Genomic DNA, 19237 nt, shown 5'->3' on the forward strand with positions numbered 1-19237 from the left:
TCCCCCCGTTCGGCCTACTCCGTCGCGCTGTGGACGGCGAAGCTTCATAGCGTGAGGGGCATGAACCACACCCCACGCTTCCGCACCGTTCTCAGCTGCACCCTGCTGGTCGTGTCCCTCGGGGCGGGCGCGACCGCGTGCGGGGACAGCGGTGACAACCCCCTCTCGGCCGAGCCCTACGACGCGGCGGGACAGATCGCGTTCAGCGCCCCCTCCGGCAGCAAGAAGGCCAACCCCGACAAGCCCCTGGAAGTCACCTCCAAGGGCGGCGGCGGCCGCATCACGGACGTCACGGCCACCGACACCTCGGGCCGCTACCTCGCCGGTGAACTCACCGCCGACGGCTCACGCTGGCGCTCCACGGCCCCGCTCGCCGCGGGCACCCGCTACACCGTCCACGTCGCCACCGAGGACGACGGCGGCGCCCCCGGCTCCCGGACGCTCTCCTTCGACACCCAGGCCCCCAAGGGCAAGAAGCTCCTCACGGTCAAGTTCGGCCCCGAGGCGGGCAAGTACGGCGTCGGGCAGCCCGTCACCGCGACACTCAGCGCCCCGGTCAAGGCGAAGGCGGACCGCGCCGTCGTCGAACGCTCCCTCAAGGTGCGCTCCAGCCCCGGCGCCCAGGGCGCCTGGCACTGGGTCGACAGCAAGACCCTGCACTTCAGGCCGAAGGAATTCTGGCCCGCGAACGGCACCGTCACCGCCACCAGTACGCTCCAAGGAGTGAGGGTCGGGAGGTTGTACGGCGGGCCCGTCAAGCCGCTGAAGCTGTCCACCGGCGACCGCGTCGAGGCCGTGGCCGACGCCGGATCGCACTACATGACGGTCTACCGCAACGGCAAAGAGATAAAAAGCATTCCCGTGACCACCGGCAAACCGGGCTTCTCCACGCGTAACGGGATCAAAGTGATCCTGGGCAAGGAGCAGTTCGTCCGGATGCGCGGGACGAGCGTCGGCATCGCGGCCGGCAGCGGTGAGTCGTACGACCTGCCCGTCTACTGGGCGACCCGCGTCACCTGGAGCGGTGAGTACGTGCACGCCGCGCCCTGGTCCGTCGGTTCGCAGGGCTCCGCCAACGTCAGCCACGGCTGCGTCGGGATGTCCACCGACAACGCGAAGTGGTTCTTCGGGGTCGTCCGCCAGGGCGACATCGTGCGGGTCGTCAACAGCGAGGGTCACACGATGGAGAACTTCGGCAACGGGTTCGGCGACTGGAACCTGAGCTGGGACAAGTGGCGCGGCGGCAGCGTCCTGACCGCCGGCGTCCCGGAAGGCACGGGACCCGCCGCGGCGGGACGGCTGCGTCCTGAGGTCTGACGGGCGACGGGCGAACGGGCGGGTGCCGTACGGGGTCACTCCCGTACGGCACCCGCCCGTTCATTCCTCCGTGTGAGCCCGGCGGGGACTACGCCCCCACGGCCTGCCTCGTACGCAGCAGGGCGGCCAGGGTGTCCGCGAAACCGACCGGTTCGACCGGAAGGGTCACCGCGGCGTCCGCGCGGCTCCAGGTGGCCAGCCAGGCGTCCTGCGGGCGCCCGATCAGGAGCAGCACGGGCGGGCAGTTGAAGATCTCGTCCTTGATCTGCCGGCAGACGCCCATACCGCCCGAGGGCGCGGCCTCTCCGTCCAGCACGCAGACGTCGATGCCGCCCTGGTCGAGGGCCTTGATCACGGCGGGCAGGGTGGCGCACTCCAGGAACCGGATCGGCGGCACGTCGGCGGCCGGCCTGCGTCCCGCCGCCAGCCGTACCTGCTCGCGGGTGTTCGCGTCGTCGCTGTAGACCAGCACCGTGGCGGTCGGCTGCATTGTTCCTCCGTGACATCCGTGTCTGCGAGGGCTTCAGGGCACGTGCCATGAACCGATGCGCGGATGCTACTCCGTCGGACAGCATGTCAGCACGGGTAATGACAGGTCTTCGCTGGGCCGTTCGGGCTGGACAGGCGCATGGACACACCGAACTGCACCCCCCGGAGTGAGGGCGGGATAAGGGACCGACATAATGTCGGTCGTGGCGACAGCAACGACAGTAGAAACCGGGCACGCGCACCCGTCGGTCAATCGGCCGAACCTCACCAGCGTCGGAACGATCATCTGGCTGAGTTCCGAGCTGATGTTCTTCGCGGCCCTCTTCGCGATGTACTTCACCCTGCGATCCGTGACGGGGGAGGAGCACTGGAAGGAAGTGGCGTCGTCCCTGAACGTTCCGTTCTCGGCGACGAACACCACGATCCTGGTGCTCTCCTCCCTCACCTGCCAGCTCGGCGTCTTCGCCGCGGAGCGCGGTGACGTGAAGAAGCTCCGCACCTGGTTCGTGATCACGTTCGTGATGGGTGCGATCTTCATCGGCGGTCAGATCTTCGAGTACACCGAACTGGTCAGGAACGACGGCATCTCGCTGTCCTCCGACCCGTACGGCTCGGTGTTCTACCTGACCACCGGCTTCCACGGTGCGCATGTGACAGGTGGCCTGATCGCCTTCCTGTTCGTCCTCGGCAGGACGTACGCGGCCAAGAGGTTCACCCACGAACAAGCAACCGCCGCCATCGTTGTGTCCTATTACTGGCACTTCGTCGATGTCGTCTGGATCGGCCTTTTCGCCACGATCTACTTGATCAAGTAACGGACCGCGCGCCTGAGCGCGTCCGCACACTGTCCAGCAAGCACCGACGCAGAAGATCCTGACACCGGGGTAATCCGTGAAAAAGCTCTCCGCACGACGACGCCATCCGCTGGCTGCGGTCGTCGTCCTACTCCTCGCGCTGGCGGCCACCGGGGGGCTGTACGCGGCGTTCGCGCCCGCGGACAAGGCGCAGGCCGACACCACCTCCCAGTCACTCGCCATCGAGGAGGGCAAGAAGCTCTACTCCGTGGGCTGTGCGAGCTGCCACGGAGTGGGCGGCCAGGGCAGCAGCGACGGTCCCTCCCTGGTGGGCGTCGGCGCGGCCGCCGTGGACTTCCAGGTCGGCACCGGCCGCATGCCGGCCCAGCAGCCCGGCGCGCAGGTGCCGAAGAAGAAGGTCATCTACTCGCAGAAGGAGATCGACCAGCTCGCCGCGTACGTCGCGTCCCTCGGCGCGGGACCCGCCCAGCCGACCTCGGAGCAGTACAGCCCCGACGGCGCGGACATCGCCAAGGGCGGCGACCTGTTCCGTACCAACTGCACCCAGTGCCACAACTTCACGGGTGAGGGCGGCGCGCTGACACACGGCAAGACCGCACCGAACCTGAACGGCGTCAATCCGAAGCACATCTACGAGGCCATGCAGACCGGCCCGCAGAACATGCCGTCCTTCCCGGACACGACGATGCCGGAACAGCAGAAGAAGGACCTCATCGCGTACATCCAGGCGGTGAACGGCTCCGACGCCCCGAGCCCCGGCGGTCTCAACCTGGGCGGCCTCGGCCCCGTCAGTGAGGGCCTGTTCGGCTGGATCTTCGGGCTCGGCGCATGTATCGCAGTCGCCATCTGGGTCGCGGCCCACACCGCTAAGGCCAAGAAGTCATGAGTAGCCAAGAGATTCCAGAAGAAGAGAACCTGCCGAGCGCGCAGGAGCCAGGGCACGGCGGCGCGGTCGAGCGGGCGGACGATCCGTTCGCCGACCCGGGACTGCCGGCGCATCAGCCGCGGATCCAGGACATCGACGAGCGCGCCGCCAAGCGGTCCGAGCGGGTGGTCGCCTTCCTGTTCCTGCTCTCGATGCTGGCGACGGTCGCGTTCATCGCGTCCTTCGTCGCGTTCCCGGTGGACAAGATCGTCTACATCTGGCCGATCGGGCACATCAGCATCCTGAACTTCTCGCTGGGAGTGACGCTCGGCATCGCCCTGTTCTGCATCGGCGCCGGCGCGGTCCACTGGGCCCGCACGCTGATGTCGGACGTCGAGATGACCGACGAGCGCCACCCCATCGCGGCGACGCCCGAGGTCAAGGCGAAGGTCCTGGCGGACTTCGCGGCAGGTGCGTCGGAGTCCGGCTTCGGCCGGCGCAAGCTGATCCGCAACACGATGTTCGGGGCGCTGGCGTTCGTACCGCTCTCCGGTGTGGTGCTGCTGCGCGACCTCGGCCCGCTGCCGGAGAAGAAGCTCCGCAGCACCCTGTGGGCCAAGGGCAAGCAGCTCATCAACATGAACACCCTGGAGCCGCTGCGTCCCGAGGACGTCGTGGTGGGCTCGCTGACCTTCGCCATGCCCGAGGGGCTGGAGGAGGACAGCGAGGAGTTCCAGCAGGAGATCGCCAAGGCCGCCCTGATGATCGTCCGTATCCAGCCGGACGACATCAAGGACAAGCGCGAACTCGAGTGGTCCCACGAGGGGATCGTGGCCTACTCGAAGATCTGCACCCACGTCGGCTGCCCGATCAGCCTGTACGAGCAGCAGACGCATCACGTGCTCTGCCCGTGCCACCAGTCCACCTTCGACCTCGCCGACGGCGCCCGCGTCCTCTTCGGCCCGGCCGGTCACGCCCTTCCGCAGCTGCGGATCGGAGTGAACGGTGAGGGCAATCTCGAGGCGCTCGGCGACTTCGAAGAGCCCGTCGGCCCTGCCTTCTGGGAGCGCGGATGAGTAACAGCACGGACGAGACGACGAACCGCAAGGCGCCCGCCGGAGAACGGGTCGCCGACTGGGCGGACGGCCGGCTGGGCATCTACGGCCTGGCCAAGGCCAACATGCGGAAGATCTTCCCGGACCACTGGTCCTTCATGCTGGGCGAGGTCAGCCTCTACAGCTTCATCATCATCATCCTCACGGGTGTCTATCTGACGCTGTTCTTCCACCCGTCGATGAACGAGGTCGTCTACCACGGCAGTTACGTCCCGCTCCAGGGCGTACGGATGTCGGAGGCGTTCTCCTCGACGCTGGACATCAGCTTCGACGTCCGCGGTGGTCTGCTGATCCGCCAGATCCACCACTGGGCCGCGCTGATCTTCCTCGCGGCGATGCTCGTGCACATGATGCGCGTGTTCTTCACGGGCGCGTTCCGCAAGCCCCGTGAGGTCAACTGGCTGTTCGGCTTCCTGCTGTTCGTCCTCGGCATGTTCACCGGGTTCACCGGTTACTCGCTCCCCGACGACCTGCTGTCCGGCACCGGTGTCCGCTTCGTGCAGGGCGCGATCCTGTCCGTGCCGATCGTCGGTACGTACATCTCGATGTTCCTGTTCGGCGGGGAGTTCCCCGGCGGCGACTTCGTGAGCCGGTTCTACTCGGTCCACATCCTGCTGCTGCCCGGACTGATGCTGGGCCTGGTGGCGGGGCACCTGATCCTGGTGTTCGTGCACAAGCACACGCAGTTCGCGGGCCCCGGGCGTACGGAGAAGAACGTCGTCGGCATGCCCCTGCTGCCGATCTACATGGCGAAGGCCGGCGGGTTCTTCTTCCTGGTCTTCGGTGTGATCTCGATCGTCTCGGCGATCGCCACGATCAACCCGATCTGGGCCATCGGCCCCTACCGGCCCGACCAGGTCTCCACCGGCGCGCAGCCCGACTGGTACATGGGCTTCTCCGAGGGGCTCATCCGGTTCATGCCCGGCTGGGAGATCAACTTCTGGGGCCACACGCTGGTCCTGGGTGTGTTCATCCCGCTGATCATCTTCCCGCTGGTGCTCGTCGCGATCGCGGTCTACCCGTTCATCGAGGCGTGGGTCACCAAGGACGACCGCGAGCACCACATCGCGGACCGGCCGCGCAACGCGCCGACCCGTACGGCCTTCGGTGTCGCCTGGCTGTCGTGGTACTTCGTGCTCCTGGTCGGCGGTGGGAACGACATCTGGGCCACCCACTTCCACCTGTCGATCAACACCATCACCTGGTTCGTCCGGGTCGGGTTCTTCGTCGTCCCGGTCCTCACCTTCATCGTCACCAAGCGGTTCTGCCTCGGCCTCCAGCGCCGGGACGCCGAGAAGGTGCTGCACGGACGCGAGTCCGGGCTCATCAAGCGGCTGCCGCACGGCGAGTTCGTCGAGGTCCACACGCCGCTGGAGCAGGGCGACCTCTACAAGCTCACCGCGCACGACCAGCAGAAGCCGGCCGAACTCGGCCCGGCGGTCGACGAGAACGGTGTCGAGCGGAAGGTCTCGCCGGTCGAGAAGGCACGGGTGAAGCTCAGCAAGGGCTTCTACGGGGAGAACACCCAGATCCCCAAGCCCACCGCCGAGGAGTACAGGGAGATCACGAGCGGCCACGGCCACCACTGATCCCACCGGCCCCAGGGTCGCCACCACCGAGGGCCCCGGCCCGGTCTCCTTCTCGGAGACCGGGCCGGGGCCCTCGGCGTCGGTCCGGAGGCCGCTGCGGTTGTGTCGCCCTCGACACCGGCCGGTCCGCAGTACGGGCACGCGGCCCGCCGGGGCGGTGTCCGCCGATAGGCTGGGCGGCGGGTCCGGCGGCAGGCCGGGGCCCGTTCTGCTGACACCCAGGAGCGAGCATGAGCGCTGTTACCCCCGTCGGAGGCGACACCGTGGCGGCCCGGACCTGGCCGGGCGTCCTCAACCCCCTGCTGCGCGGCGAGAACCTGTCCACGGACGACACCGCCTGGGCGATGAACCAGATCATGGACGGCGAGGCCACCGACGCGCAGATCGCGGGCTTCGCCGTGGCGCTGCGGGCGAAGGGCGAGACCGTCGAGGAGGTCTCCGGCCTCGTCCGCGCGATGTACGCCCACGCCAACACCATCGAGGTGCCCGGCCGTACGGTCGACATCGTGGGGACCGGCGGCGACCTCGCGAAGACGGTCAACATCTCCACGATGGCGGCGATCGTGGTCGCGGGCACCGGCGCGAAGGTCGTCAAGCACGGCAACCGCGCCGCGTCGTCCGCGAGCGGCGCCTCCGACGTCCTGGAGAAGCTCGGCGTCAACCTGGAACTGACCCCGCAGCGGGTCGCGGAGGTCGCGGAGGAGGCGGGGATCACCTTCTGCTTCGCGGTGAAGTTCCACCCCGCGCTGCGGTACGCGGCCAAGGCGCGCCGGGAGTTGGGCGCGCAGACCACGTTCAACATCCTCGGGCCGCTGACCAACCCGGCCCGGGTACGGTCCCAGGCCGTGGGTGTGGCGGACCTGCGGATGGCGCCCATCGTCGCGGGGGTGCTGGCCGAGCGCGGCAGTTCGGCGCTGGTCTTCCGGGGCGACGACGGGCTGGACGAGCTGACGACGACCGCGACCTCGCGGGTGTGGGTCGTGCGGGACGGGAAGGTCGGCGAGGTGCCGTTCGACCCGCGTGAGGTGGGTCTGCCGCTGGTGCCGGTCGAGGCGCTGCGGGGCGCGGACGCGTCGTACAACGCGGACGTGGCCCGGCGGTTGCTGGCGGGTGAGACCGGCCCCGTACGGGACGCGGTGCTCCTGAACGCGGCGGCGGCGCTGGTGGCGCTGGACCCGACGGACGACGCGCTGGAACTCCAGCTGGCGGCGGGCATCGCGCGCGCGGCGGAGTCGGTGGACTCGGGCGCGGCGGGGCGGGCCCTCGCGCGCTGGGTCGAGGCGTCGCACCGGTAGCGGGAGCGGGCGGGCGGGGCACGGCCACCGGCCGCGCCCCGCCTCTTCCGTTCCCCCCCCACCTGCTCTGTTCCACATCCCGGACGCGGACTTGAGGCCGCTGCCCGTCTGTGTCAAGCTCGTGCACAAGGTCATGAGTGACAGCGATTTAGGCCCCGGCTCGCTGTCCGGCAACCCTCCGTCCGTGGCGGGGTGCCCCGGGTGAAGACCAGGCCGTAGGCAGCGAGGTCTACGGCAAGCGCGGACCCCTGGCTTTCTTGGGGTCCAGGTCCTCGAGGGAGCAGTCTCGTGACGTCCGCATACCCGAACGCCGCCGCCAGGTCGTCGGCCACCTCCGGCGCCAGCACCACCACCACCGAGGACCCCGCCTGTGCGGCGCCGCTGCCCGTGCTCGGGCGTGACGTGACGGTCCCGCTCGTCACCGGGGGCGAGGTCACCTACGCGGCTCTCGACTACGCCGCGAGCGCCCCCGCGCTCCAGCGGGTCTGGGACGACGTCGCCGCCTACGCGCCGTACTACGGCAGCGTGCACCGGGGCGCCGGCTACCTCTCCCAGCTGTCGACGGACCTGTTCGAGAACAGCCGCCGCACCGTCGCGGAGTTCCTCGGCTGCCGCCCCGGCGACCAGGTCGTCTTCACCCGTTCGACGACCGACTCGCTCAACCTGCTGGCCGCCGTGGTCCCCGCCGGCACCCAGGTCTTCGTGTTCGAGACGGAGCACCACGCCTCGCTCCTGCCCTGGCGCGACGCCCGGGTGACGTACCTGAACGCGCCCCGTACCCCCGACGAGGCCGTCGCCACGCTCGACCGCGCGCTCGCCGGGCGGGAGGAGGGCCCCGCCCTGGTCTGTGTCACCGGCGCGTCCAACGTGACCGGGGAGATCTGGCCCGTACGGGAGCTGGCCGCCGCCGCCCACCGGCACGGCGCCCGGATCGTCCTCGACGCGGCGCAGCTCGCCCCGCACCACCCCGTCGACATCGCCGGACTGGACGTCGACTGGGTCGCCTTCTCCGGGCACAAGCTCTACGCGCCCTTCGGCTCCGGTGTCCTCGCGGGCCGCGCCGACTGGCTGCGGGAGGCGGAGCCGTACCTCGCGGGCGGCGGCGCCAGCCGCAAGGTCGCCCGGCGCGCGGACGGCGGGGTGGACGTCGACTGGCACACCACGGCCGCCCGGCACGAGGCCGGCTCGCCCAACGTCATCGGCGTGTACGCCATCGCCTCGGCGTGCAAGGCGCTCGAAGAGGCCGGGTTCGACACGCTCGTCGCCCGGGAGCAGCGGCTCGTCCGCCGGGTGCGGGACGGACTGGCCGCGGTGCCCGAGGTCCGGGTGCTGTCGCTGTTCGGGGACGACGCCCCGCGTGTCGGCGTGCTCTCGTTCGTGGTGGAGGGCTGGAACAGCTCACACTTCGCCGCGGCGCTTTCCGCCGAGTACGGCATCGGGGTGCGGGACGGCCTGTTCTGCGCCCACCCGCTGGTACGGACGCTGCTGGGCAGCGACCCGCAGGACCCGGGGGAGTGCGGTGCCCCGGAGGCGGAGCCGGGCGAGCGCTCGCTCAACGCCATCCGGGTGAGCTTCGGCGCGGGAACGCCCGACGAGCACGTGGACCGGTTCGTCGGCGCGGTGAAGGAACTGGTGCGCGAGGGCGCCCGCTGGAGCTACCGCACCGAGGAAGGCCGCTGCGTCCCGGACCGGGACGGCGAGACCGTCTGACGTACGCCCGTCCGGATACGCCCCGGCACCTCAGGAGGCGGTCTACGCGTCGAGTCCGATCGCGAAGGCCGCCTCCAGGTCGTGCTGGGAGTACGTACGGAACGCGACGTGCGTGTCCGTCGCCTCGACGCCTTCGATCTTGCTGATCGACCCGGGGATGATGTCCGCCAGGTCGTCGTGCCTGGCCACGCGCACCATGGCGATCAGGTCGTACGTGCCGGTGACCGAGAAGACCTCGCTGACGCTGTCCAGCGCGGCGATCGACTCGGCGATCTCGGGGATCCGGCCGACGCTGGTCTTGATGAGCACGATCGCGGTGATCACGGTTGACGTTCTCCCTCGGTGGTCACGGCTTTGGCTTCCACCCTATCGCTCCGCCGGTAACGCCCCCAGGCGTAGCAGAAGCCCACGGCGAAGCCCACCAGATGGGCGAGGTAGGCGACCCCGGGCCCCGATCCGGCGTTCCGGGCCGCCACCCACTGGAGGACGAACCAGAAGATCAGCACGATCCAGGCGGGGAAGCGCAGCGGCAGGAAGAGGAGGAACGGGAAGAGGCTGGTGACCCGCGCCCGGGGGAAGAGCCGCAGGAACGCGCCCAGCACCGCCGAGATCGCGCCCGACGCCCCCACCAGGGTCTGCTCCGAGCCCGCGTTGGCCATCGCGTACACGAACAGGGCGGCGTAGCCGGCCGCCAGGTAGAACAGGGCGAAGTGCAGTCGCCCCATCCGCTCCTCCGTCATCGCCCCGAAGACGTAGAGGAAGAGCATGTTCCCCAGCAGGTGCAGCCAGCTGCCGTGGACGAAGAGCGCGGTGAGAGGGGTCAGCAGGGCGCGCGGGGTGGGGTCGTGCGTCAGCTGGTCGGGGATGACGCCCCAGCGTTCGAAGTACGCGCTCTGCGCCCCGAGGAGCGCCTCGCCCCTCCCGTACGCCATGGTGAAGCCCGACAGGGGGCTGACCAGGAACGTCAGCACGCAGAGCGCGATCAGTCCGTACGTCACCACGGGGCCGTCGTTCGCCGTGCGCCAATTGATCACGGACAGAGCATGGCGTACCGGGAGTCATCGGGCGGGAATGCCTCGCCGGACAATGGGGTACCCGCGAGGCCGTAGGGTTACGGGCGGACATCCACACGTTCGACGGCGCACCGCCGGCCCCACCCCGACACTCAAGGACGGCACGATGACGACGGTTCCCCGGCCGACGGCCGCCACCCGGTGGCGCTGCACGCTCTGCGGCAATCTCACGCGCTTCGACGTGACCCGGTCGTCGAGGGTCGTCGAGTACGTCCATCTGGACCTGGCGGGGGAGCCGAAGGTGGAGGAGCGTGAGGTGGTCAGTGAGACCATCGAGTCCGTGCGCTGCCGTTGGTGCAACGCGGTGGACCAGATCGAGCTGGTCGACAGGCCGGGCGCCGGTTCCTGAGGGAACCGCCCGAGGGTAGTGGGGTGACGGAGCGTGGAGCAGCCGGACAGCGGTGCCGAGCCGGCCGGTGCGGCCGGCGGTGACGCCGCCGAGGCGCTCGACCGTCCGCTCCCGGACGGGGTGAGACGCCGGGTCGTCGCGCTGGTCTCCGACGCCTTCGGCGGGCTGACCGTCACCGAACTCCCGGCGCAGCTGCGCCAGTACGCCCGCTTCACCCCGAACAGGCGTGCCAAGTTCGCGGGCAACGCGATGGCCGCCGCACTGGAGAGCGACCCCCTCTTCCGCCAGCGGATCGGGGAGCGGATCACCCAGTCGCAGCCCGAGCTGTCCGCCGCCCTGGAGTCCGGATCGCCGCCCGCCGCGGCCGATCCCGTCGATGTGGCCGCCGCCGCGTACGTGCTGCGGCCCCCCGGATGGGTGAAGTTGGTGGCGGCCGCCGGCGAGGAGGCCCAGCGGGCCGACGCCGAGCGCGCGGGCGAGGAGGCCCGGCGCGAACTGGAGCGGCTGCGCGAGGAGCTGGCCGTCGCCAGGGCGCTGACGAAGACCGAGAACGAGCGGTTGCGTACGGAGCTGGAGGCGGCCCGCAAGGAGGCCGAGTCGCTCCACCGCAAGCTGCGCAGCGCCCAGAGCGACGTCAAGCGGGGCGAGGCCGCCCTGCGCCGTACGACCGCCGAGTCCGAGGCGCTCAAGGCCGAGGCCGCCGCGCAGGTGTCGGCCGCCGAGAGCGAGACGCGGCGGATCAGGGCGCGGCTGACCGAGGCCGAGTCCACGGTCGAGGCGAGCCGCAGGGCCGCGCGCGAGGGCCGGTCGATAGAGGACATGCGGCTGCGGCTGCTGCTGGACACGGTCCTGGAGTCGGCGCAGGGGCTGCGCCGCGAGCTGGCCCTGCCGCCGGCCAACACCCGGCCCGCCGACACGGTCGACGCCGTCGAGCCGGGCCGGATGTCGCCGAAGGACGTGGCGGCGCGGGCGCTGTCCGACCTGGACCCGGCGCTGCTCGACCAGTTGCTGGCGCTGCCCCAGTCGCATCTGATCGTGGACGGCTACAACGTCACCAAGACCGGCTATCCGACGATGCCGCTGGAGAAGCAGCGGCTGCGGCTGCTGGGCGGGCTCGCCATGCTGGCGGCCCAGTCGGGCGCCGAGATGACGTGTGTCTTCGACGGCGCCGAGCTGGCGGCCCCGGTGCTGCTCGCCCCGCCGCGCGGGGTACGGGTGCTGTTCTCGAAGCCCGGGATCACGGCGGACGAACTGATCCGCCAGCTCGTCCGCGCGGAGCCGCCCGGGCGGCCCGTCGTGGTGGTCTCCACCGACCGTGAGGTCGCGGACGGAGTGGCGAAGGCCGGCGCCCGGCCCGTCGCGTCCGCCTTGTTGCTGAAGCGGCTTTCGCGTAGCTAGTCAACTCGTGCGGCCAATGACCGAATTAGCGTCTCTTGTGGCCACCGCAGCGTCAAATGCCCATTACTGCCTGTGTGGTGTCGGTAAATTATGCCCCTCGCGGCCGAGATTTTTCCCGTGAGGATTTGAACTGATCACAAGAAGGTCACTAGGGTCAGGCCTCGAACCTTCGCGCGGTCGATCACCCATTCGGGGTGGCAGCGAAGGAACCGCCGAGTCCACGCCGTTCAGCCCGGTTCCCGGGGGAGCTGAAGGCGCGGAGCCGGGACATTCGTCCCCTGCCCGGTAGGCGGCTGAGGAAGAAGGAGCTCGCCTTCGTGGCGTCCCACCGTCGTCCCAAGCAGCCCAACCGCGCCCGGGTGACCGTTCTCACCGTGACCGCGGCCGCTGCCGTGGCGCTGACCTCCCAGGCCGCCAACGCGGCCCCCAAGCCCTCCAAGGCCGAGGTCAAGGAGCAGGTCGACAAGCTCTACCACGAGGCCGAGGTGGCCAACGAGAAGCTGCACGCCGCCGAAGACGCGCAGGACAAGCTGGAGAAGCAGGTCGGCACCCTCCAGGACAAGGTCGCCAACGGCCAGGACGACCTCAACGACCTCCGGGACGAGCTCGGTTCGATCGCCAGCGCCCAGTACCGCACCGGTGGCATCGACCCGTCCATCCAGCTCTTCCTCTCCTCGGACCCCGACACCTACCTGGAGAAGGCCTCCACGCTGGACCAGGTCAGTGCCAAGCAGGCCGAGACGCTCCAGCAGATCCAGGCGAAGCAGCGGTCCCTCGCCCAGCAGCGCACCGAGGCGCAGGACAAGGTCAAGGACCTCGCCGACGCCCGCAAGCAGCTCGCGGACAACAAGAAGGAAGTCCAGAAGAAGCTCGCCGCCGCGCAGCAGGTGCTCAACACCCTGACCGCGAAGGAGCGCGCCGCCCTCGTGGCCGCCGACGCGGAGCGCGCCAGCCGCGGCAACGACCGCGTGGACCTCGGCGACACCCCGGCGCCCGCCTCGGGCCGCGCCGCCGCCGCCCTGGCCGCCGCCAAGACCCAGCTCGGCAAGCCCTACATATCCGGCGCCGAGGGCCCCAACGCCTACGACTGCTCGGGACTGGTCCAGTGGTCGTACGCCCAGGCCGGCGTCCAGCTCACCCGTACCACCTACACCCAGGCCAACGAGGGCACCCGCATCGCCCGCAGCGAACTGGCCCCCGGCGACCTGGTGTTCTTCAGCGGTCTGAGCCACGTGGCCCTGTACGTCGGCAACGGCCAGGTCATCCACGCCCCCAAGCCCGGCGCCGTGGTGCGGTACGAGGCCATGGAGTGGGCCGGCAGCTACCAGTTCGGCGTCCGCATCTGAGCGGCACCCCTCCAGATCCGAGCAACACCCCTCCAGCACGGCACGACACGACGGGGACCGCCCATTCGGGCGAACTTCCCCGCTCCCGTGTCGGCACCACGCCCCGCCGGTGACCTGTGGTCGACGGCGGGGCGTCACTGTGTGTGCGCGAGCCGGTCGTTGGCCGCTCCGTGTCCGCCCGGCTACTGTCTGCCACGCGCAACCCCGGCCATCGGTCCGCCCGTCGGGCGGCAGGGGCTGCGCGTGTGCGTACAGCGGAAGGGAGCGCGGCTCTGTGGTGTCCCATCGTCGCCCCTCACAGCCCGGTCAGGGATTCGGTGTCCGCGGCGGCGCCGTGACGGCCGTGTCCGTCGCGGCGGCCACGGCGGCGGCCGCCCTCGGCGCCGTCCCGGCGAGCGCGGACCCCCATCTGACGCCGGACGCGACCCGCGCCCGGGTGGACCGGCTGTTCGAACAGGCCGAGAAGGCCACCGAGCTGTACAACAAGGCCGGCGAACGCGCCGACGAGCTGCGGGCGCTGGTGGACCAGGCACAGGACCGGGCCGCGCGCGGCCAGGAACGTATCAACCGCATGCGCGGCGCGCTCGGTTCACTCGCGGGCGCCCAGTACCGCTCGGGCGGCATCGACCCGGGGCTGGCGCTGCTGCTCTCCTCGCACCCGGACGAGTACCTGGAGAAGGCGTCCGTCCTGGACCGGGTCGCCGAGCACCAGTCCGGCACGCTGCTGGAACTCCGGCAGGCACAGCGCGGACTGGCGCAGGAGCGGCTCGAATCCGCCCGTGACCTGGCCGAGCTGGAACGCAGCCGGGCGGCCGTCGCCCGCCACAAGCGGACCGTCGAGCGCAAACTCGTCGAGGCGCGACGGCTCGTGAACGCCCTGCCGGACGCCGACCGCGCGTCCTTCGACCGCGCGTCGCGCTCCTCGGACCGGGACGGCATGTTCGGCCCCTCCGGCGCGGCACCGGCCTCCGGCCGCGCGGGGGCGGCGGTCCAGGCCGCGGAGCGCGCGGTGGGCCGCCCGTACGTGTGGGGCGCCAACGGGCCCACCGGCTTCGACTGTTCGGGGCTGACGCAGTGGTCGTACGCCCAGGCGGGGGTGGGCCTGCCCCGCACCTCGCAGGCCCAGCGGTACGCGGGCCGGCAGGTCCCGCTGTCCCAGGCGCTCCCCGGCGACCTGGTGGCGTACCGCGACGACGCGAGCCACATCGGGATGTACGTGGGCAACGGCCAGGTGATCCACGCCCCGTACCCGGGCGCGGCGGTGCGGTACGACCCGGTGGGGATGATGCCGGTCTCCTCGGTGACCCGCATCTGAGCTCCACGGGGCGTGGCGGGCCTGTGCCGGGGGCGGGGGTGGCCCCCGTACGATCGTGACGTGGCAGGTCAGCGGCGTATCGCCGCGGAGCATGAGAGAGGACACCCGACCCGGCGGAGGGTCCTCGGGCTGGGGCTCTCCGGGCTGCTGCTCGTGTCCGGGTGCTCCGGGGCGCCGCCCGCGCCCGACCCCGCCACGGCGGCGATCCGGCGGACGCTGGACGGCCGGGCCGCCGGTGTCCTGGACCGGGACGAGAGCGCCTACCTCGCCGCCCTCGATCCTGCGGCAACGAGTCTGCGCGCCTCCGCCCGCGCGGAGTTCGCGAACCTCGCCGACGTACCGCTCAGCTCCTGGGCGTACCGGGTCACCGGGGTGGAACGGTCCGGCAGCCGCGCCACCGCGCAGGTAGAGCTGCGCTACCGGATCGCCGGCTACGACAGCGCCCCCGTGTCGACCCCCCGCGAACTGAGCCTGACCGAGCACACCGGCCGCTGGTACGTGACCGGCGACCGCCCCGCGGAGGGCGGCGCCCAGCAGCTCTGGCAGCAGGGCAGGGTACGAGTCGTACGCGGCACGCACAGCCTCGTCCTCGGCGTCGGGCAGACCACCACCCGGCTGCGCGCGGTCGCGGCCACCGCCGACCTCGCCGTACCCGCCGTGGACGACGCCTGGACGGGCGCCTGGGCCCACCGCGTCGTCCTGCTGGTTCCGGCCTCCCTCTCCGCCATGGCGGCCCTCCTGGGGGCACCCGAGGACGGTTACCGGGGCATCGCGGCCGTCACCACGGGGGAGACCGGCGGCTCCGGCGCCTCACCCGCCGACCGGGTCATCGTGAACCCCGCCGCGTACGGCGCCCTCGGCGACTTCGGGCAGCGGGTCGTCCTCACCCACGAGACCACCCACGTCGCCACCCGCACGGCCACCTCCTCCGCCACCCCCACCTGGCTCTCCGAGGGCTTCGCGGACTGGGTCGCGTACCGCTCGACCGGCCGGACCGCCGCGCAGATCGCCCCCGAACTCCAGCGAGCCGTCGAGCGCGGCGAGGTGCCCGCCGCGCTCCCCGACAACGACGCGTTCTCCTTCGGCGGGGACGCCGACGCCCTCGCCCGCGCCTACGAGAGCGGCTGGCTCGCCTGCGAACTGATCGCCGGACACTGGGGCGAGAAGCGGCTGCTCGCCTTCTACCGGGCGGTCGGCGCCGGCCGGCAGCCCGACGGGGCCGTCGAGAAGGCCATGAACGACGTCCTGTCGACCACGCCGGAGGACTTCACCGTGCGGTGGCGCGCGTACGTACGGAAACGCCTGGGCTGACCAGGTCGAGCCGCGCCGCCCGCCGCCGGGGCGCCGCCACCGTCCGTACCCACAGCCGCCGGCAGGCGATCAGGGCCGCCGCGACCAGCAGACCGTTCCGTACGGTCAGCAGCAGCACGCCCAGCGGGTCGCTCGCGACGACGTGCGAGAACAGCAGCGGGAACTCCAGCAGCGTCACCCCCGTGGCCACCAGCACCAGGCGCGCGGGCAGCACCATCCCGCTCGTGCGCACCACGAGGCACGCGGCGGCCAGGCCGACCAGCCACAGCAGGTACTGCGGGCTGATCACCCGGCTCGTCGTGGTGAACAGCAGCACCGCCACGAAGGCCGCGTCGTACGGCGTGCTCGCGGCGAACTCGCGCGCCCGCAGCCGCCACACCACCAGCCAGCCGAGCGCCACCACGGACAGGGCCAGCGCGGCGCCGCTCACCAGCGGGACGTACGGGCCGAGGAATTCCACCGAGCCGTAGTTCAGCAGCACCTCCCCCTCCCAGCCGAAGTGCCGCGCGCCGTGGAGGACGAGCGCGCCCAGCGACTCGATCTCCGTACCCCGGTCGCGCTGGAACGCCAGGAACGCGAGCGCGCCGGGCATCGCCGCCCAGCACACCACGGTCAGCGCGAGCGCGGTGCCGGCCGCCGCAGCCCACGTCCGGCGGGTGGGCCGCCCGCGCGGGGTGCCCACCAGCAGCAGCGCCGGCCACATCTTCAACAGCGCGCCGAACCCGGCGAGCGCGCCCTTCACCGCCGGGCGGCGCGCCCCGGTGACCAGCGCCGCCACGGCGACGGCCGTCACCATCAGGTCGTACCGCGCGTACGACGTCGGCCCCAGCAGCGGCACCCCCGCCACCCACACCCGGACCCCGCGCGCCGACCCGCCGGGGCGGCGGCTCGCCCGCAGCAGCAGGGCGAACACCACCGCGTCGCAGGCGCACGCCAGGACGAAGAACGCGGTGGCGTACCCGAGGAAGGGCAGCGCCGCCGGGGAGGCGATCGCGAGCGCGGCGGCGGGCGGGTACTGCCACGTCACGTCGTCCAGCGGATAGGTGCCGGTCCTGAGCACCTCGAACCAGCCCCGGTAGATCACCGAGACGTCGCCGGTGACGTCGGGGCCCGGCAGGGTGACGACCTTGAAGACGCAGAGCAGCAGGGCGGCCCTGGTGACGGCCCACACCGCGCCCGTCCCCACCGCGCCCGCCGGCACCGCCGCCCGTCTGTTGGTTGCCGCCCGGCCCACCCACCTGGTCATGGTTGTCATGATGCCGGGCGGGAGAGGGCGGGAGCGGGGAGGCAGGGCCGTCGGGCACGGTCCGCGGCGATACTGTTCGGGGCGATGCACAAGACCCTGATCGTGACCAATGACTTCCCGCCCAGGCCCGGCGGGATCCAGGCGTTCCTGCACAACATCGCGCTGCGGCTGGACCCCGGGAAGGTCGTCGTCTACGCCTCCACCTGGAAGCGCGGCCGCGAAGGCGCGGAGGCGACCGCCGCGTTCGACGCGGAGCAGCCCTTCACGGTCGTACGCGACGCCACGACGATGCTCCTGCCGACCCCCCGCGTCACCCGGCGGGCGTCGGAGCTGCTGCGCGCGCACGGCTGCGAGTCCGTGTGGTTCGGCGCGGCGGCCCCGCTCGGGCTGATGGGGCCCGCGCTGCGGCGGGCGGGCGCGCGGCGCCTGGTCGCGACGACGCACGGGCACGAGGCGGGCTGGGCGCAGTTGCCTGCGTCCCGGCAGCTGTTGCGGCGGATCGGGGAGGGTACGGACACGATCACGTACCTCGGCGAGTACACGCGCTCGCGGATCGCCCCCGCGTTGTCGCCCGCGGCGGCCGGGCGGATGGTCCAACTGCCGCCGGGCGTCGACGAGAAGACGTTCCACCCGGGGTCGGGGGGCGCCGAGGTCCGCTCCCGTCTGGGCCTGACGGACCGTCCGGTCGTGGTCTGCGTCTCGCGCCTGGTGCCGCGCAAGGGGCAGGACACGCTGATCCGGGCGATGCCCGAGATTCTTTCCGCCGTGCCGGACGCGGTGCTGCTCATCGTGGGGGGCGGCCCCTACGAGTCCGCGCTGCGGCGGCTGGCGCGGTCGTCGGGGGTCTCGGAGTCCGTACGCTTCACCGGCGCGGTGCCGTGGTCGGAGCTGCCGGCCCACTTCGGCGCGGGCGACGTCTTCGCGATGCCGTGCCGCACGCGGCGGGGCGGCCTGGACGTGGAGGGCCTAGGCATCGTGTACCTGGAGGCGTCGGCGACGGGGCTGCCGGTGATCGCAGGGGATTCGGGCGGGGCGCCGGATGCGGTGCTGTCGGGCGAGACGGGGTGGGTGGTCCCGGGCGCTCCGGCGTCTCTCGCGTCGACGGCGACGGCGGACCGGGTTGTGACGCTGCTCCTGGATCCGTCCCTGCGGCACGCTCTGGGCGAGCGGGGCCGGGCCTGGGTCAACGACCGCTGGCGCTGGGATCTTTTGGCGTCCCGCCTGGAGGCGCTGCTGTAGCGGTGTCCGTTGCGCTTACTGATGTCCTCAGTCGCCGGACGGGCGTTTTGGGGCCGGTGGGCCGCGGGTCTGGGTGACCGGGTTGCGGTTCGTGTTGTCCTCAATCGCCGGACGGGCTTGGTTGTGCCCGCTGCGGGCCGGGGCTTTGTCCGCGGGTTGTTGCCGGGGGCCGGGCAGGGGTCGTGTCCTGCACTGCATGTTTTACGTCGCGTTCGGGACCTTGTTTGGTTCGGGTTCGCCACGCGACACAAAACACGCTCTACGTTCCGGACACGACCCCTGCCCGTCCCCCTTCCACGCCCGCGTTCAAGACAACCCCCGGCCCGTCCGGCCTTGGAGACCACCGGGGCCACTTCCAGCCCGTCCGGCGATTGAGGACATCAGTAAGCCGCGCCCGAGCACCGGGCAGAGGCCAAAATCAAGCCCGTCCGGCGATTGAGGACGTTGGTAAGCGGCACTGTCCACCGGGCAGAGGCGAGGCTCCCCGGGCCGGCGGGGTCGTTCGGCTCACCCTCGGCGTGAGGGGGGTGGGGTCGGAGGAGGTGCGTGTGTCCGGACGTAAAGCGTGTTTTGTGGCGCATGACTACCGGTGAACTGGACGAGTCCCTGAGGCGCCGTAAAACATGCAGTCCGGACATACGTACCTCCGCAGGCCCCGCCCCCCGCCACCACGACAAACCCAGCCCGTCCGGCGATTGAGGACATCAGTAAGCCGCGCCAAACGCACCGGGCAGACGCCACAAACAAGCCCGTCCGGCGCTTGAG

The 19237-nt window shown here is 71.3% G+C and carries 17 protein-coding genes and 1 riboswitch; of the genes, 13 read left to right on the plus strand and 4 right to left on the minus strand.

The window, feature by feature from the left end; genetic code table 11:
• Positions 1-60: 60 nt before the first annotated feature.
• The gene (locus tag OG349_RS26465; RefSeq protein WP_327236969.1) at positions 61-1317 is read left to right on the plus strand and encodes a L,D-transpeptidase; all 1257 of its coding nucleotides are present in this window, start codon (positions 61-63) and stop codon (positions 1315-1317) included.
• An 88-nt stretch (positions 1318-1405) separates the two neighbouring features.
• Here the strand turns inward: OG349_RS26465 and OG349_RS26470 are convergent, their stop codons facing one another.
• On the minus strand, positions 1406-1807 hold the full coding sequence (locus tag OG349_RS26470) for a hypothetical protein (RefSeq protein ID WP_161307684.1): 402 nt from the start codon (positions 1805-1807) through the stop codon (positions 1406-1408).
• 193 nt (positions 1808-2000) lie between these two features.
• Between OG349_RS26470 and ctaE the strand changes: the two genes are divergently transcribed.
• The 6 genes from ctaE (at position 2001) to OG349_RS26500 (ending at position 9195) form a co-directional block, all read left to right on the plus strand.
• Positions 2001-2621 (plus strand): aa3-type cytochrome oxidase subunit III, encoded by a 621-nt coding sequence (ctaE, locus tag OG349_RS26475; RefSeq protein ID WP_327236970.1) that lies wholly within the window; start codon positions 2001-2003, stop codon positions 2619-2621.
• Positions 2622-2697: 76 nt separating this feature from the next.
• On the plus strand, positions 2698-3507 hold the full coding sequence (gene qcrC, locus OG349_RS26480; protein ID WP_327236971.1) for a cytochrome bc1 complex diheme cytochrome c subunit: 810 nt from the start codon (positions 2698-2700) through the stop codon (positions 3505-3507).
• A complete protein-coding gene (gene qcrA, locus OG349_RS26485) occupies positions 3504-4562 on the plus strand; it encodes a cytochrome bc1 complex Rieske iron-sulfur subunit (protein ID WP_327236972.1) in 1059 nt (352 codons plus the stop codon). The genes qcrC and qcrA overlap by 4 nt, the downstream gene beginning before the upstream one ends.
• On the plus strand, positions 4559-6190 hold the full coding sequence (gene qcrB / locus OG349_RS26490; RefSeq protein ID WP_327236973.1) for a cytochrome bc1 complex cytochrome b subunit: 1632 nt from the start codon (positions 4559-4561) through the stop codon (positions 6188-6190). Before qcrA ends, qcrB begins: the two co-directional genes overlap by 4 nt.
• Positions 6191-6420: 230 nt before the next feature.
• Positions 6421-7485, plus strand: a complete 1065-nt coding sequence (gene trpD / locus OG349_RS26495; RefSeq protein WP_327236974.1) for an anthranilate phosphoribosyltransferase — start codon at positions 6421-6423, stop codon at positions 7483-7485.
• A 129-nt stretch (positions 7486-7614) separates the two neighbouring features.
• A riboswitch (SAM riboswitch) is annotated at positions 7615-7732 on the plus strand.
• A gap of 134 nt (positions 7733-7866) precedes the next feature.
• Positions 7867-9195 (plus strand): aminotransferase class V-fold PLP-dependent enzyme, encoded by a 1329-nt coding sequence (locus tag OG349_RS26500; RefSeq protein WP_327238733.1) that lies wholly within the window; start codon positions 7867-7869, stop codon positions 9193-9195.
• Positions 9196-9237: 42 nt separating this feature from the next.
• Here OG349_RS26500 and OG349_RS26505 read toward each other — a convergent pair whose 3' ends face one another.
• Both OG349_RS26505 and OG349_RS26510 read right to left on the minus strand, forming a co-directional pair.
• Positions 9238-9519: an Lrp/AsnC family transcriptional regulator gene (locus OG349_RS26505; protein ID WP_161307678.1), complete on the minus strand. Its 282-nt coding sequence runs from the start codon at positions 9517-9519 to the stop codon at positions 9238-9240.
• Positions 9516-10193: a rhomboid family intramembrane serine protease gene (locus tag OG349_RS26510; protein ID WP_327238734.1), complete on the minus strand. Its 678-nt coding sequence runs from the start codon at positions 10191-10193 to the stop codon at positions 9516-9518. The genes OG349_RS26505 and OG349_RS26510 overlap by 4 nt, the downstream gene beginning before the upstream one ends.
• Positions 10194-10374: 181 nt before the next feature.
• On the opposite strand from OG349_RS26510, the gene OG349_RS26515 reads away from it, so the two are divergent.
• The 5 genes from OG349_RS26515 to OG349_RS26535 all read left to right on the plus strand — a co-directional run bounded on the left by OG349_RS26515 (position 10375) and on the right by OG349_RS26535 (position 15987).
• On the plus strand, positions 10375-10617 hold the full coding sequence (locus tag OG349_RS26515; protein ID WP_161307677.1) for a hypothetical protein: 243 nt from the start codon (positions 10375-10377) through the stop codon (positions 10615-10617).
• A 33-nt stretch (positions 10618-10650) separates the two neighbouring features.
• Complete coding sequence (locus OG349_RS26520; RefSeq protein ID WP_327236975.1) at positions 10651-12015, plus strand: NYN domain-containing protein; 1365 nt, start codon at positions 10651-10653, stop codon at positions 12013-12015.
• Positions 12016-12332: 317 nt separating this feature from the next.
• Positions 12333-13361, plus strand: a complete 1029-nt coding sequence (locus tag OG349_RS26525) for a C40 family peptidase (RefSeq protein WP_327236976.1) — start codon at positions 12333-12335, stop codon at positions 13359-13361.
• Positions 13362-13635: 274 nt separating this feature from the next.
• On the plus strand, positions 13636-14676 hold the full coding sequence (locus OG349_RS26530; RefSeq protein ID WP_327236977.1) for a C40 family peptidase: 1041 nt from the start codon (positions 13636-13638) through the stop codon (positions 14674-14676).
• A gap of 60 nt (positions 14677-14736) precedes the next feature.
• On the plus strand, positions 14737-15987 hold the full coding sequence (locus OG349_RS26535; protein ID WP_442806316.1) for a hypothetical protein: 1251 nt from the start codon (positions 14737-14739) through the stop codon (positions 15985-15987).
• On the opposite strand, the gene OG349_RS26540 is transcribed toward OG349_RS26535, so the two are convergent.
• A complete protein-coding gene (locus OG349_RS26540; protein ID WP_442806317.1) occupies positions 15944-17242 on the minus strand; it encodes a glycosyltransferase 87 family protein in 1299 nt (432 codons plus the stop codon). The genes OG349_RS26535 and OG349_RS26540 overlap by 44 nt on opposite strands.
• Before the next feature lie 75 nt (positions 17243-17317).
• Between OG349_RS26540 and OG349_RS26545 the strand changes: the two genes are divergently transcribed.
• Complete coding sequence (locus tag OG349_RS26545; protein WP_327236979.1) at positions 17318-18472, plus strand: glycosyltransferase family 4 protein; 1155 nt, start codon at positions 17318-17320, stop codon at positions 18470-18472.
• The last annotated feature ends 765 nt before the right edge of the window (positions 18473-19237 follow it).

Source organism: Streptomyces sp. NBC_01317 (assembly GCF_035961655.1).
Lineage (GTDB): Bacteria > Actinomycetota > Actinomycetes > Streptomycetales > Streptomycetaceae > Streptomyces.

Coding starts and splice junctions, on each gene's coding strand:
- OG349_RS26465 (WP_327236969.1), top strand. CDS start 61: ATGAACCACACCCCACGCTTCCGCACCGTTCTCAGCTGCACCCTGCTG.
- OG349_RS26470 (WP_161307684.1), bottom strand. CDS start 1,807: ATGCAGCCGACCGCCACGGTGCTGGTCTACAGCGACGACGCGAACACC.
- OG349_RS26545 (WP_327236979.1), top strand. CDS start 17,318: ATGCACAAGACCCTGATCGTGACCAATGACTTCCCGCCCAGGCCCGGC.
- OG349_RS26515 (WP_161307677.1), top strand. CDS start 10,375: ATGACGACGGTTCCCCGGCCGACGGCCGCCACCCGGTGGCGCTGCACG.
- qcrA (WP_327236972.1), top strand. CDS start 3,504: ATGAGTAGCCAAGAGATTCCAGAAGAAGAGAACCTGCCGAGCGCGCAG.
- qcrB (WP_327236973.1), top strand. CDS start 4,559: ATGAGTAACAGCACGGACGAGACGACGAACCGCAAGGCGCCCGCCGGA.
- ctaE (WP_327236970.1), top strand. CDS start 2,001: ATGTCGGTCGTGGCGACAGCAACGACAGTAGAAACCGGGCACGCGCAC.
- trpD (WP_327236974.1), top strand. CDS start 6,421: ATGAGCGCTGTTACCCCCGTCGGAGGCGACACCGTGGCGGCCCGGACC.
- OG349_RS26540 (WP_442806317.1), bottom strand. CDS start 17,242: ATGACAACCATGACCAGGTGGGTGGGCCGGGCGGCAACCAACAGACGG.